This is a genomic window from Streptomyces sp. RPT161 (assembly GCF_027533845.1).
GTDB lineage: Bacteria > Actinomycetota > Actinomycetes > Streptomycetales > Streptomycetaceae > Streptantibioticus_A > Streptantibioticus_A silvisoli_A.
Genome location: NZ_JAPZVN010000003.1, coordinates 83,977 through 97,605 on the forward strand (window position 1 = coordinate 83,977; position 13,629 = coordinate 97,605).

12 protein-coding genes are annotated in these 13,629 nt (G+C 69.2%); 8 read left to right on the top strand and 4 right to left on the bottom strand.

Annotation, left to right across the window (positions count from 1 at the left end):
- Window positions 1–5 precede the first annotated feature (5 nt).
- From O5O46_RS08435 to O5O46_RS08460, 6 genes are all read left to right on the top strand, one after another.
- Window positions 6–914 (top strand): sulfite exporter TauE/SafE family protein, encoded by a 909-nt coding sequence (locus O5O46_RS08435; protein WP_269854676.1) that lies wholly within the window; start codon window positions 6–8, stop codon window positions 912–914.
- Window positions 907–1,356: a hypothetical protein gene (locus O5O46_RS08440; RefSeq protein ID WP_269854677.1), complete on the top strand. Its 450-nt coding sequence runs from the start codon at window positions 907–909 to the stop codon at window positions 1,354–1,356. Before O5O46_RS08435 ends, O5O46_RS08440 begins: the two co-directional genes overlap by 8 nt.
- A gap of 302 nt (window positions 1,357–1,658) precedes the next feature.
- Entirely contained in the window at window positions 1,659–4,496 is a 2,838-nt protein-coding gene (locus O5O46_RS08445) for a SpoIIE family protein phosphatase/ATP-binding protein (RefSeq protein ID WP_269854678.1), read from the top strand.
- Window positions 4,493–5,677 (top strand): ABC transporter substrate-binding protein, encoded by a 1,185-nt coding sequence (locus O5O46_RS08450; RefSeq protein ID WP_269854679.1) that lies wholly within the window; start codon window positions 4,493–4,495, stop codon window positions 5,675–5,677. Before O5O46_RS08445 ends, O5O46_RS08450 begins: the two co-directional genes overlap by 4 nt.
- Window positions 5,678–5,929: 252 nt before the next feature.
- Window positions 5,930–7,369, top strand: coding sequence for an alkaline phosphatase family protein (locus O5O46_RS08455; RefSeq protein ID WP_269854680.1), 1,440 nt, complete (start codon window positions 5,930–5,932; stop codon window positions 7,367–7,369).
- Window positions 7,370–7,400: 31 nt separating this feature from the next.
- Complete coding sequence (locus tag O5O46_RS08460) at window positions 7,401–8,027, top strand: hypothetical protein (RefSeq protein ID WP_269854681.1); 627 nt, start codon at window positions 7,401–7,403, stop codon at window positions 8,025–8,027.
- A gap of 45 nt (window positions 8,028–8,072) precedes the next feature.
- Here the strand turns inward: O5O46_RS08460 and O5O46_RS08465 are convergent, their stop codons facing one another.
- Window positions 8,073–8,876, bottom strand: a complete 804-nt coding sequence (locus O5O46_RS08465) for a helix-turn-helix transcriptional regulator (RefSeq protein ID WP_269854682.1) — start codon at window positions 8,874–8,876, stop codon at window positions 8,073–8,075.
- 49 nt (window positions 8,877–8,925) lie between these two features.
- On the opposite strand from O5O46_RS08465, the gene O5O46_RS08470 reads away from it, so the two are divergent.
- Window positions 8,926–9,405: a DUF2000 domain-containing protein gene (locus O5O46_RS08470; protein WP_269854683.1), complete on the top strand. Its 480-nt coding sequence runs from the start codon at window positions 8,926–8,928 to the stop codon at window positions 9,403–9,405.
- Window positions 9,406–9,665: 260 nt separating this feature from the next.
- Here O5O46_RS08470 and O5O46_RS08475 read toward each other — a convergent pair whose 3' ends face one another.
- Both O5O46_RS08475 and O5O46_RS08480 read right to left on the bottom strand, forming a co-directional pair.
- Window positions 9,666–10,550, bottom strand: coding sequence for an NAD(P)H-binding protein (locus O5O46_RS08475; RefSeq protein WP_269854684.1), 885 nt, complete (start codon window positions 10,548–10,550; stop codon window positions 9,666–9,668).
- Between the two features lie 204 nt (window positions 10,551–10,754).
- On the bottom strand, window positions 10,755–11,810 hold the full coding sequence (locus tag O5O46_RS08480) for a YncE family protein (protein WP_269854685.1): 1,056 nt from the start codon (window positions 11,808–11,810) through the stop codon (window positions 10,755–10,757).
- A 143-nt stretch (window positions 11,811–11,953) separates the two neighbouring features.
- On the opposite strand from O5O46_RS08480, the gene O5O46_RS08485 reads away from it, so the two are divergent.
- Window positions 11,954–12,883, top strand: a complete 930-nt coding sequence (locus tag O5O46_RS08485) for a LysR family transcriptional regulator (protein ID WP_269854686.1) — start codon at window positions 11,954–11,956, stop codon at window positions 12,881–12,883.
- 74 nt (window positions 12,884–12,957) lie between these two features.
- Here O5O46_RS08485 and O5O46_RS08490 read toward each other — a convergent pair whose 3' ends face one another.
- Window positions 12,958–13,554: a class I SAM-dependent methyltransferase gene (locus tag O5O46_RS08490; protein ID WP_269854687.1), complete on the bottom strand. Its 597-nt coding sequence runs from the start codon at window positions 13,552–13,554 to the stop codon at window positions 12,958–12,960.
- Window positions 13,555–13,629: the final 75 nt, after the last annotated feature.

Below are 13,629 nucleotides of genomic sequence, written 5' to 3' on the forward strand. Positions count from 1 at the left end.
CGCTTATGACACTGTCTTCGCTGAACCTCACCGTGCTGTTGCTGATGGGCGTGGCAGCGGGGGGAGTCGGAGCATTATCTGGAATCGGCGGAGGAGCGATCGTCGTCCCCGCTCTCGTGCTCGGGTACGGAGTACCGTTCCGCACGGCCGTGGCGGTGTCCTTGGCCGCCGTGATCGCCAACTCGGCCATGGGGTCGGCGACTTACTTACGGCAGGGGCTGACGCACAAGAGGCTCGCCTTCAGCCTGGAGGTGGCCACCACGGTCGGCGGCATCACCGGCAGCCTCGTCACCGCCTTCATCCCACGCCCCGCCCTGGAAGCCGTCTTCGGCGCCTCCCAGTTCCTCTCCGCCGAACTGACCAGGCAGCGCAAGCGGCGTGCGCCGCGACACACACCGGCACCGGTGGGCGCGTCCCGTCCGGCAGGGCCACCACCCGACGCACTGACCCAGCACGGGCTGCGTGCGATCGAGGGTGACTGCGCGCTGGACGGACTGATCGCCGACGAGACCGACGGCACCGCCGTCCGCTACCGCGGTCGACGCCCGATCATCGGCGCTGGTGCCTCGCTGGTGGCCGGGATGCTCTCGGGGATGCTCGGCATCGGAGGCGGCTTCCTCAAAGTGCCCGCGATGACAACGGGGATGCACGTTCCCGTTCGCGTAGCGACCGCCACCAGCCAGTTCATGATCGGTATCACCGCTGTGGCGAGCTTCGTTGTCTACTACGCGGCCGGCGTCGTCCAACCGCTTCTGATCGCCCCCGTCGTCCTGGGCATCACGCTCGGCTCGTACCTCGGATCGCAACTGTCCGGCAGGGTCTCGGTGCGGGGCATAGAAGCGGTCTACATGGCCACCGTCCTGGCTTCCGGACTTTCCTTCCTGCTCGGCGCCTTGGGAGTCCTCCATGTCTGACGCCAAATCGCGTAAGCCGTTCACTGCCGCGTCAACGCAGCCGCACAGCGAGGTTGAGGCCGACTCGTCCACGAGCACCTCCGCAGACCAGGCCACCGGAACCCTGCGGGCGCGGATCGCGCGGGAAAGCCGGACCAACCGCATCGCGGCCACCGTCCTCACCGGCGTCTGCGCCCTCGCCCTGGCGCTGATCCTGACGGGCCTGGTCGTCAGCCTCGCCACCGGTGACCGCACCGCCCGCGGCCTACCACTCACCGCGCTCGGTTCCCAGGGCGGAACCGGCTCCCTACTGCTCGGCATCGGAGTGATCGCACTCGCCACCGCCCCCGCACTGGGGGTCATCACCACGGTCGCCCGCTGGCTCAAGGCCGGCGAATGGCGCTACGCCCTCGTGGCCGCCCTGGTCGCCGCTCTGCTGGTCGGCGGCGCGTTCCTTGGATAGACCGGCGCGGTCGCCGCGCCATCCCGCCGTCTGGTAACGGGTGGTCCCGTCCCCCAGACGGCGCACGGACACCAACGGCAGCGGCCTCCTACGCCGCCGGAACGGCTGGCTCCGACTCGATCGCCCTGTGATCGGGACGCAGAAGCGATAGAAATGGTGTTATGTGCGGAGGTTCCGGGCCCTTTGGGCGTAGCTCGTCCGAAGGAACCCATGTGCCCGGCCAGCCTCCCCATCCAAGACGTGGAAAGCACCCGGAACACAGCCGACCGCACCAGGGGAAGGCCCGGTGGCTGCTTGGCCGTATGGGCTCCCTGGTGGGCGTGCGCAGCCTCGCCGGGCAGGTGTTCCTCCTGCAGTCGGCGGTCGTGGTGTTGGTCGTCGCCGCCGCGCTGGCCGCCCTCGTGGTGCAGGCACAGCACGACAGCACGGCCGACGCCCGTGACCGGACCCTTGCCGTCGCGGAATCGTTCGCGAACTCCCCCGGGATCCTGGCGGCGCTGGCCAGCCCGAATCCCACCGCGGTGCTGCAGCCGAGCGCCGAGGCGGCCCGGAAGGCCGCCGGTGTCGACGCGATCATCGTGTACAAGCTGGACGGGATCACCCTCACCCACAGCGATCCGAGCCAGATCGGGAAGCGCGTCATCGGCCCCTACGCACAGGCCGCGGCCGGGCAGCCGTTCACCAGTACCTTCCAGGGCTCCTTGGGGCTCTCGGTGATCTCGGCGGTTCCCGTCAAGGACGTCCACGGCTCCGTCGTCGCCATCGTCTCCTGCCCGCTGACGGTCGAGAGGGTGCAGCACAGGGTGAGCCGGCAGGTGCCGGTGCTGTTCGGCAGCGCGGCCGGGGCCCTTGTCATCGCCGCGGGTGGGGCAGGTCTGGTGAGCCGACGGTTGCGGCGCCAGACGCACGGCCTGGGCCCGATTGAGATGACCCGGATGTACGAGCACCACGACGCTGTCCTGCACGCGGTACGGGAGGGCGTGCTGATCATCGGGGGTGACGGTCGGCTGGTGCTGGCCAACGACGAGGCGCGACGGCTGCTGGAACTGCCGGCGGACGCGGAGCAGCGCCACGTCACCGATCTGGGGCTGGAGGCGGACCTCGCCGAACTGCTGACCTCCGACCGTGCGGCCACCGACGAGGTGTACCTGGTGGCCGACCGGCTGCTGGCGGTCAGCAAGCGGCTGGCCGCACCCGCCGGCTCGGCCGGCAGTGTGGTGACGCTACGTGACACCACCGAGCTGCGGGCCCTCTACGGTAGGGCCGAGACGGCCCGTGAGCGGTTGAAGCTGCTCTACGACGCCGGGGGACGTGTCGGGACCACGCTGGATGTGCAACGTACCGCGCGGGAGCTGGCGGACGTGGCGGTCCCCCGGTTCGCGGACATCGCCACCGTCGAGCTCTTCGATCCCGTCCTGCGGGGTGAGGAGCCGCCCGGTGCGGGCACCGAGATACGCCGGACCGCCGCCGCGGGCCTGCAGGAGGACGGTCCCTTCTACCCTGTCGGCAAGCTGATCCGGTTTTCCACCTCCCACCCCATCGCCGCGGGCGTCGTCAGCGGTCGGGCGGTCCTCGCGGCGGACCTGAGCACCTCCGACGGCTGGCGGGCGCAGGACCCCGAACGTGCCGAGCGGATCCTCGACCACGGCGTCCACTCCCTGCTCGTGGTCCCGTTGCGGGCCCGTGGAGTGGTGCTCGGGACGGTCGCCTTCTGGCGGGCGAACGCCTCCCCGCGGTTCGAGGAGGAGGACGTGTCCGTCGCCGAGGAACTGGCCGCCCAGGCAGCGGTGTGCATCGACAACGCCCGCCGCTACACCCGCGAGCACGCCATGGCCGTCACCCTGCAGCGCAGCCTGCTCCCCCGCGAACTGCCCGCGCAGACCGCCCTCGATGTGGCCTACCGCTACCTTCCCGCCCATGCCGGGGTCGGCGGCGACTGGTTCGACGTCATCCCGCTGTCGGGCTCCCGGGTGGCCCTGGTGGTCGGCGACGTCGTCGGCCACGGCCTGCACGCCGCGGCCACCATGGGTCGGCTGCGCACCGCCGTTCTCAACTTCTCCGCCCTGGACATGCCTCCCGACGAGTTGCTCGGCCGTCTCGACGAGCTGGTGGCCAGGATCGATGCCGAGGAGGCCGCGGGTGCGGGCGCGCCGGGGATCATCGGCGCCACCTGCCAGTACGCGGTCTACGACCCCGTCTCCGGACAGGTGGTCACCGCCACCGCGGGCCATCCGGGGTTGGCGGTGGTCCACCCCGACGGGAGCGCGGGCTTCCCCCAGGTGCCCATCAACCCGCCGCTGGGCCTGGGCGCCCGGCTGCCCTTCGAGAGCGCTGAGCTGACCGTGCCCGAGGGCTCCCGGCTGGTGCTCTACACCGACGGCCTCGTCGAGGACCGCGATCGTGACCTGGACACCGGGCTGGAGGCCCTGCGCGGTGCCCTGGCCGGGCCGGACCGCACCCCGGAGGCCACCTGCGCGGCGGTTATGGAGGCCGTGCTGCCCGCCCAACCCAGGGATGACGTCGCGCTGCTGGTGGCCCGTACCCACCGCCTCGCCCCCAACCAGGTCGCCGAGTGGGACGTGCCCCGTGATCCCGCGGCGGTGCCGCCGGTGCGCAACGCCTGTGTCCGCCAGTTGGAGGAGTGGGGCCTGGAGCACATCGCCTTCGCCGCCGAACTCACCCTCAGCGAACTGATCACCAACGCCGTCCGCTACGGCACCGAACCCATCACCGTCCGGCTGCTGCGCGACCGCACCCTCATCTGCGAGGTGTCCGACGGCAGCAGCACCTCGCCCCGCATGCGCCGCGCCCAGGCCACTGACGAGGGCGGCCGCGGCCTCTTCATGGTCGCCCAGCTCGCCGATCGATGGGGCACCCGCTACACCCCCACCGGCAAAGTCATCTGGGCCGAGCACGCCCTCCACAACGGCACCGCCCTGGTGGCCGACGACCTCGGCCTGACAGCCTCCGGGAACTCCGGGACGGGGCCGCACGACCAGCACTCGACAAACAGCAACGGCGACTCGCGTCAGGGGAGTTCATCAGTGACTCAACGCCGCGAAGCGAGGGACCCGTCAACGACCAGGCGTCCACCGGTGACAACCGCTCGCCCCTGTCTGCCCGGCCTGGAGCCGTCGTGACCACACCTCGCGTCCGAGCGGAAACCGCCTTCGGCTGCCTCGCGCTCGCCGCCCTGGGACTGAGCGCCTGCGGCCCCACACCGCCCGCCAAACCCGAGAAGCCATCAGTGGCCACGTCCGCCGCGGACGTTGGCGGCATGGCCGCACTGATCAGCGCGGCCAGGAAGGAAGGCGGGCTCAACACGATCGCGCTCCCGCGCGACTGGGCCGACTACGGTGGCCTGATCGACGGCTTCGAGAAGAAGTACGGCATCAAGGTCACGGTCAGCAATCCGAACGGCCACAGCGAGGACGAGGTAAGCGCCGTGGCGCGGAGTGGAAGCCGGCCCGACGCCCCCGACGTGGTCGACGTGGGAGACACGTTCGCGCGGGCGGCCTCAGAGCAGAAGCTGCTCGCCCCCTACAAGGTCACCGAGTACGACGCGATCCCGAGCAGTCAGAAGGATCCGCGGGCCCGCTGGTACAACAACTACGGGGGCTACATCTCCATCGGTTGCGATGCGAGGCGTGTCAGGCCCTGCCCCCAGACCTTCGCCGAGCTCCTGAGTCCCGAGTACAGGGGCAAGGTCGCGCTGGAAGGCAATCCGACCCGCTCCGGTACCGCCTTCGCCAGCGTCTACGCCGCCGCCTTGGCGAACAACGGGTCGTTCGACAACATCCAGCCCGGTCTCGACTTCTTCGCCAAGCTGAACAGGATCGGCAACCTCAACCCCGTGCCGTCCACCTCGGCCACGGTCGACAACGGCCGGACTCCCATCGCCATCAACTGGGACTACGTCAACCTCGGCTACACCGACCAGCTCCGCGGCAAGGGCGTCGACTGGCAGGTCTCGATCCCCTTCGACGGCAGCTTCGCCCAGTACTACGCGCAGGCAGTCAACAAGAACGCCCCGCACCCGGCCGCCGCACGGCTGTGGGAGGAATACCTCTTCAGCCCCGAGGGCCAGAACCTGCGACTGCGCGGCTACGCACGCCCGGTGCTGATGGCGGCGATGGCGAAGAACGGCACCCTGGACAAGGCGGCCGCCGCGAAACTGCCGACGGTGGAGGGGACGCCCGAGTTTCCGACGGACGCGCAGCTGGAGAAGGCGCGGAAGGCGGTCGACCAGAGCTGGCCGAAGGCGGTCCCGGGCGAGAGCCCACCGGGCCGCGAAGTGCCCACGGGGCGGCCGGAGTTCTGACCGGCCTCCACCAGCGGGCACCCGACCGCTTGGCGACAGTAGGCCATGGGCGCCGAAGCCAATCTCGCGTCCGCGGCGGGTACTTGATCTGCGGACCAACCGCATCGCATCCTCGACACCACGTCACCTTTTGTTTATCTTTCGGTTACCTGAATGTTCGTTCGAACCTTGGTTGTATGTCCCGACGTTGGTGCAGAGTGCATGAGGTCGGCGAAGAGTGCCTTCGCCGCTCGGTCATGTTGAAGGAGCGTTATGGCAGGGTTCGCGCTCGGCCGCCGGTGGCAACGCCTGGCCGCCGGGGTGGCGTTGACGATGGCGGCGGCCACATTGGCCCCGGCTTCGGCTTCGGCCCAGGAAGACAACCGGCCCACGGCCCACAAGATCGGCCACGTGTGGACGATCATCCTGGAGAACAAGTCCTACGAGTCGACGTTCACCGGCCTGAACCAGAACAGCTACCTGTGGAAGACACTCCCCAGATACGGGGAGTTGCTGCGCCAGTACTACGGCACCGGCCACTACAGCCTGGACAACTACATCAGCCTGGTCTCCGGCCAGGCACCGGCTCCGGACAACCAGAACGACTGTCCGCAGTACAAGAACGTCACCCCCGGCACCCCCGCCGCGGACGGCCAGACGCTCGCCTCCTCCGGCTGCGTCTACCCCAGGTCGGTCAAGACGCTGTTCAACCAGCTCGACGACAAGCACGTGCCCTGGAAGGTCTACGCCCAGGACATGGGCAAGAACCCCACCAGGGAGAACGCCTACCAGTGCGGCATCCCCGGCAACCCGTCCGGCGCCGGTGTCCCCGACCCCGGCAGCGCCACCGCCAGCGACCAGTACGTGCCCAAGCACAACCCGGCCGCCTGGTTCCACTCGGTCTTCGACAACCCCAAGGACTGCGCGAACGTCGTCCCGCTGAACGGACTGCCCGCCACCAAGGGCCACCGCGCGGAGAACAGCCTCGTCCAGGACCTCAAGCACGAGGCCACCACACCCCGGTTCTCCTGGATCACTCCGGACAACTGCTCCGACGCGCACGACGCCACCTGCAAGGGCGACAACCTCTCCGGTGACCCGAACAACCACCAAGGCGGCCTGTACGCCTCGGACTTGTTCCTGGAGAAGGTCATCCCGCAGATCATGTCCTCGCCCGCCTTCCAGCACGACGGCATGATCCAGATCGTCTTCGACGAGGCTTTCCCGCCCTACAAGATGTACGGCAACTCCATCGCCGACTACACCGGCAACGCCGACAAGTCGCTCAACACACCGACGGACACCTCCCAGTCGATCGTCGCGTGCTGCAACGAGCTGCCCGGCCCCAACACCACCCAGCCCGGCTTCCAGGCGTTCGGGCAGGACACCACGCCCGGCGGCGGCATCACCGGCTCCGTGCTCATCTCCCGGTTCATCAAGCCAGGGTCCATCAGCGACCAGCCCTACAACCACTACAGCTGGCTGCGCAGCATGGAAGACCTCTTCGGCATCGACCACGGCGGCACCGACGGCCACGGCCACCTCGGCTACGCCGGCGCCGACGGCCTGCGCCCCTTCGGCGCCGATGTCTACAACAACCCATCCGGTCGCGCCCTGCCTCCCGCCGCCTCGGGTAGCGTCGTCTACCCCGCCGTGGCCAGCAGCCACGAGGCGGAACACCCGATCGTCAACCCGTCACCCGCCGGACACTGACCGACCGATCCCCGCAAGGACCACGCAACTGATGAACGCTGCGCGCATCGCGGCGCCTCGCCGGGCCGACCTCGGTCGGCCCGGCCTCCGGCGCGCTCTCCCCCTCCCGCGCCTGGCCCTGCCGGCCTGCGCCGTGCTGGCGCTGCTGGCGGGCTGTGCCAGCCACCCGTCGTCCACCGACGGCAACGGCGACGCGGCCAGCACCGTCCACCGTCTGGGCGCCGTGCCGATCCCGTCGCAGCCCGCCGGGCAGGCCACTCCGACGGCCGATGAGCACCATCTGCAACTGGTGGCGATGGGTGCACCCATCCGCGCCCAACTGCCCGGCGTCACCGCCCTGGTGGTGGCGAGCGGGCCGGTCGAGGACCTTCCTTCAGCGAGCGGCAAGGTGCTCGACCACGCGAAGGGGACGATCACCGTAACCGTCAGCCAGGCCACCGGGCCGCTCACCGTCAAGGCCGGCGACTTCTCCTCCCGCGACGAGCAGGGCAAGGACATCTCCCTCACACCCACCGGCCCCACGGCCGTCACCGCCGCCTCGGGAAAGTCCGCGAACCTGGTGCTGTCGGGCACGTACCACTCCGGCGCCGCACAGCTGACCTGGCGCCACGACGGCAAGGTCGTGGCGATCTGGGACTTCAACATCGAACTCGACTGACGGCCAACGTCCGCTCAGCCCTGCTGTCCAGGCGACGAACGCTCGTCAACCGGCCGCAGCAGTACGGGCGTACCGGCTCGGTGTGATGCCCAGGACCCGCTTGAAATGCCGAGTGAGGTGGGACTGGTCGTAGAAGCCGGCGGCGGACGCCACCTCGCCCGCGGGCCGTCCGTCGAGGAGCAGACGGCGGGCGAGGTCGACGCGGCGGGACGTCACGTATTGGTGGGGTGCGATGCCGAACGCGGCGCCGAAGGCACGTACGAGATGCGTGGGATGGGCGTGGAGCAGCCGCCCGGCCTCCGCCAAAGTGATGCCGTCAAGCAGTCGCTCGTCCAGTACGTCACGCAGGTCCCGGGCGACTCCGCGGTCGGGCAGCGGGCCGCCGACGGCCAGCCTCGGGCGCAGGCACTCGCGCAGTCGCTGGCTGATGAGCGCCAGACGGCTCTCCGCCTCAAGTTCGTCCCCGCGGTTGGCGAGGGCTGCGTGCAACTGTCCGACGCGCCTGCGCAGCAGGGGGTCAGCGACGTCCGGACCGTCGACCGCCGCCCCGATGAAGCTCTCGTCCAGCTGCGTCATGTCGAGGTAGAGCACTCGCTTGCGGAAGCCCTGAGCGGTGGCGGGCGAGCCGTTGTGCGGAACCTGCGGCGGGAGCAGGCTGACGGTGTCGTTCGGGGTGCCGCGCTCGTGGCGGTCCAGGTCGTAGCGGACGGCACCGTCGTCGACGATCAGCAGCGTCCATGCGTCGTGGACGTGCATGGGGTACGCGTGCTCGGTGAAGTGAGCGTGGAACACCTCCGTGACGCCCGGGACCGACGGGCGCCAAGCAGATATCTCCTGCCAGCCTGTCACGCAAAGAACGTACAAGACGGCGAAGGCACGCGGCCTGCAGTCTCACAGCATGAGAACGAGGGATGAGAACGAGACGTGGGCCGGGGTCGGGAACGGCGCGGGAACACAGAGCGCGCCTGTTCGCTTCGACACGAAGATCGCCGTCCTGCTGCGGGACGACTTGGAGCCATGGCAGCGGCTGAACGTCACCGCCTTCGTGATCAGCGGGCTGGGTACGGCGTCGCCCGAGGTGATCGGCGAGCCGTACGCGGACGCCGACGGCACGGCGTATCTGCCGATGATCCGCCAGCCCGTGCTGGTCTTCGAGGGCACGAAGGAGATGCTGACCACCGCGCACCATCGTGCGCTGTCCCGCTCACTGCAGACCGCTGTGTTCACCTCGGACCTGTTCAGCACGGGCAACGACCGGGACAACCGGGCAGCTGTACAGGCCGTGGGCAGGGACCAACTCGATCTGGTGGGGATGGCCGTCTACGGGCCGCGCAACGCGGTGGACAAGGTACTCAAAGGCGCGCGCATGCACCCCTGAGCAGCGAAATGGTGTAGCCCAATGGGCCCGCAGGCCCGTGGTGGGCCCCTGCCTCGGCGACGTCCAGATGCCGTGCCGCACATCCCACCAGCCCCAGGCCGCAACGGAGTTCGCAGCGCTGCGTGATCTGCGGTGCTGGTCTGGCGGAGATCCGGACGCTGGTCACTCGCCCCACCGCCTGCCAACGCCCACCGGTCACTCCGCGCCGGCGAGCGGCGCAGGTGCGAAGTGATCAGTGGGCAAATCGTTGGGCTGCGGACTCAGGCCGTGACGGCCGGCTTGAGGACCTCCTCACACCACTGCCGGAACGTCGTCGGGGTCGTCGACTCCGCGGTGCGCGGCTCGGCCTGGTCGAGGCCCTTGTTCTTGGCGTCGAACATGGCGACCATCGCCTGCGCCATCCCGTCGGTCATACCGAAGCCGGTCATGCGCTCCTTGAGCGCCGCTCCCGGAATCTGCCGGTAGCCGATCTCGGTGCCGAGGACCTCGGAGATGATCCGCGCCATCTCGTTGGGCGACAGGTCCTCGGGCCCGAGGCAGGGGACCTGGCCTGACCCCTCCCATGAGCCGTCGAGCAGCAGCCGTGCGGCGGTGGCCGCGATGTCACGGGTGGCGACGGTGGGACTCTTCAGGTCCGGGTCGATCATCATGAAGAACATGCCCTGTTCCTTGATCGCGCCGACCTGGTGGAGCAGGTTGTGCATGAATGACGGGCATACCACCGCCCGGTAGGCGACGCCCGAGGCGGCGATCAGGTCGTTCATCGCCAGCGACGCGGTGACCAGGCCGGCGCTGTCGGCCATCGGCGTCCCACGGCCCAGCGCGGAGATGCCCACCACGCGCTTGACGCCGTGGCGTGTGAACGCGTCGCACGCGGGGCGAGTGAAGTCGACGTAGGAGGCTTCGGCGCTCGGTGCGGCCGGATCGTCCGGCGCGAGCCAGAAGACGGCCTCAGCACCGTCACACGCCCGGTCGATGACAGCCGCGTCGCCGTGCGAGCCCTCCACAACCTCGGTCCGCTCACGCACCTCGGGGGCCAGCCGCGAGGGGTCACGGGCGACGAGGCGCAGGGCCGCCCCGCGATCGAGCAGTTCATCGACGAGCAGGCGGCCGATGGCGCTGGTGGGTGCGGTGATGACAATCATGTCTGTCCTTTTCCATTCCTTGAGGTGTTGGTGGGCGGCAGCGACGGTCATGAGCGGAAGCGGCACGACCCGACGCCGACTCCGACGCTGGTGTTGCTGGTGAACGCGTCGCGAATGCCGTGGGGGAGGTGCGCGCGAACGGCCGGAGTCGGGACGCTCGCCGCATGTCGCAGGGCGGCAGTGGCTGAGTGCTGGACCGGGAGGTCAGGCTGGGCGCGGGATGTAGGCCAGGCCGTGGGCGCCGGGCTCACCGAGCTTGGCGATGTACAGCCGGGCCAGGCCCCGGAGAGTCTCCAGGTCGACGATGTCGACGGTGGACGAGGCGACACAGGCCACATAGGCGATCCGGCCGTCGGGCGACGAGGTGATGGTCAGCGGGCAGAGACCCACCTCGATCCGGCCCAGTTGCTCCCGGGTGTCAGCGGAGAAGACCGTGAGGCGACCCGGCGCGTGGCGGCCGAGTCGGGACACCGGGTCGGATTCCATGGGCACTTCGCCCGCGAGCACCTTTCCCGTCGACGTCAGGTGCACTGGCAGGACGATGTCCTTCGTGGGCAGCGTGTCGACGACGGACGCCGTCCGCGCGTCGATGACCCGGATCCCGGTGGTCGGCCGATCCTCGTCGGTGGCGGAGAAGGAACCACCGTAGGGCGAGGCGACAAAGGCGTGCGTGCCGTCGTCGGAGACGGCGAGTCCCTCGCTGCCCGGCACCTCGACCTTCGCGGTGAGCGTTCCCCGTACGAGGTCGACGACCGACACGAACGGCGCCTCCTTGTTGGTGGCGTAACCCGTCCTTCCCGCCGGATCGATGGCGAACCAGTGCGGGCCGGGCGCGTCCGTGTCGATCCGGCCCACGGGCCGACGGGTCTGCGTGTCGATCACCACGACACCGCCGGGCCGATCCGCCGAGCCCTCCACGCTGACGTAGAGGCGACGACGCGCCGTGTCCAACGCCAGCCCGTGCGGCCCGTGTTCCGGAGCGAGGTCGACGACCTCGACGATGCGGCGCGCGTCAGGGTCGATGACGGTCAGCTCGGTGCGTCGGCCGCTGTTCGCGTGGTAATAGCCCGAGTGATACGCCGTTGTGCACCACAGCAGTCGCTGCGTCGGATCGAAGCACAACTCGTGCGGCTCTGCGAGAACTTGCACCGTACCGAGGTGGCGGTCGGAGGCGGCGTCGAAGAACGAGACCGTCGGCCCGCTCTGACTGACAACGGCCAGAACATCGCCTTCTCGACCGGCGCGGGGGGACTGCTGCACGGAGTGCTCCTTCAACGGGGCGAACGAGATGCCACGCGTCTTCGCGGACGTTCCCACTCTCCGCGCAAGAGGATTCCGCGACAATGCAAAGATCGGCACCCAATAATTGACTCATACGCAAAATTGCAGCTCAGGAGGATCAATTGGACCTCAACCTGCTGCGCGCCCTGGACGCCCTGCTCCAGGAGAACAGCGTGACCCGCGCCGCGGAGCGACTCGGCACGTCGCCCGCGGCCGCCAGCCGTACCCTGGCCCGGCTTCGCCGCGCCGTCGGCGACCCTCTACTGGTCCGCGCGGGCCAGGGGATGGTCCCGACCCCGCGAGCCCTGGAACTCCGCGAGGAGGTCAGCGAGTTGCTGCGCGGCTGCGACAACGTCTTGCGGCCCGGCACTGGATTCGATGCCGTGCATCTCCAGCGCACCTTCACTGTGCAGGCCACCGACCTGCTCCTGGTGGGGCTGGCCGGGACCTTGACCGAGCGGATACACACGGAGGCCCCGCACGTGGACGTCGTCTTCCTGCCGGAGGCGGTGGAGGGCGGCCCCGGGCTGCGTCAGGGCTGGGTGGACGTCGAACTCGGCGTCCTCGGAAATCTGGACCCGGAGATCCGGACCCGGCGGCTCACCCGGATGAGACTGGTCGGCATCGCCCGCAGCGGTCATCCCCTCTTCGACGGGCGGATCGACGCCCGCCGTTTCGCCGCGGCCGACCACATCGGCATCTCCCGACTCGGCAAGCGCCTGGGGCCCATCGACAGCGCGCTCGCGGAACTCGGGCTGCGGCGCCGGATCGCGGTCGTCGTACCCAGCCATACGAGCGCGATGATGCTCGCCCGGGACAGCGACCTCGTTGCGCTGAGCCTGGCCGACTGGCTCCCCGACACCATCTCCGCGTTGGGGCTGCGTACCTTTCCCGTACCCCTCGACCTGGCACCACTCGACCTCGGAATGGCCTGGCATCCCCGCAACTCGACCGATCCGGGGCACCGTTGGTTCCGCGACCACTTGGCAGCCGCGGTCCTGGCCCCGCCAGGGACGGGAAACGGCAACTCCCAGGGGAGCACAACACTGTAGGGACGAGGGCGGCCACGGCCTGCCGCCGTCGCTGCTCAAGCCGAGCCACTCTTGATCCAGGACGTCATGCGGCGTCAGGTGCGTTCGTATACGGTCACAGCGAACGGACGATGCGATGTCGTCCAAACCTGCTCGGAATGCAGGATGAGCGCCGTGTTGTCATCGAAGGACCGGTACAACCCGCGGGACTCCGGCCATGGATGAACGAGCACCAGCATTCCCCCCGGAGCGAGCAGCGCGGCGATCCGCGCGCAACCCAACGACAGTCGGTCATTTCTGCCCAGGTAATAGAGCAGTTCGCAGCAGAAAGCGAGATCGAACCTATGGCGAGGACTATGAGTGAGGACATCCAGGGCTTCGAACGTGATCTCGCGGCCAGCCGCTGTGGCGCGGCTTCGCGCCCGAGTGAGCGCACGCTCGGAGATGTCGACGCCCAAAACGTCCGCGGCTGGATGGGCCTCGGCCACGAGATAGGTGAAAGTCCCCTCGCTGCAACCGATGTCCACGATCCGCCGGTACTGTCGCCGGGGCACACAAGCAAGGGTCTGCGCATACTTGAACGCCTCGTAGGGATCCACCGCGTGGCCCCACGGATCGGGTCGTCTGTGCTTGTGCTCGAAACAGGCCCGCAAGAGCCTTCCCTGCTGCTCCGGAGGAAGCAGGGAAGGCATGTGGAACAGCCCACGATGGATCCTGTCACATACAGTGCGGACGAGTCCCATGAAGGTCGCCGCTTTCGGGTCACT

Bases quoted from the DNA above. Each gene is read 5' to 3' on its own strand.
- O5O46_RS08435 (WP_269854676.1), top strand. From the start codon at position 6: ATGACACTGTCTTCGCTGAACCTCACCGTGCTGTTGCTGATGGGCGTG.
- O5O46_RS08440 (WP_269854677.1), top strand. From the start codon at position 907: ATGTCTGACGCCAAATCGCGTAAGCCGTTCACTGCCGCGTCAACGCAG.
- O5O46_RS08445 (WP_269854678.1), top strand. From the start codon at position 1,659: ATGGGCTCCCTGGTGGGCGTGCGCAGCCTCGCCGGGCAGGTGTTCCTC.
- O5O46_RS08455 (WP_269854680.1), top strand. From the start codon at position 5,930: ATGGCAGGGTTCGCGCTCGGCCGCCGGTGGCAACGCCTGGCCGCCGGG.
- O5O46_RS08460 (WP_269854681.1), top strand. From the start codon at position 7,401: ATGAACGCTGCGCGCATCGCGGCGCCTCGCCGGGCCGACCTCGGTCGG.
- O5O46_RS08470 (WP_269854683.1), top strand. From the start codon at position 8,926: ATGAGAACGAGGGATGAGAACGAGACGTGGGCCGGGGTCGGGAACGGC.
- O5O46_RS08475 (WP_269854684.1), bottom strand. From the start codon at position 10,550: ATGATTGTCATCACCGCACCCACCAGCGCCATCGGCCGCCTGCTCGTC.
- O5O46_RS08490 (WP_269854687.1), bottom strand. From the start codon at position 13,554: ATGCCTTCCCTGCTTCCTCCGGAGCAGCAGGGAAGGCTCTTGCGGGCC.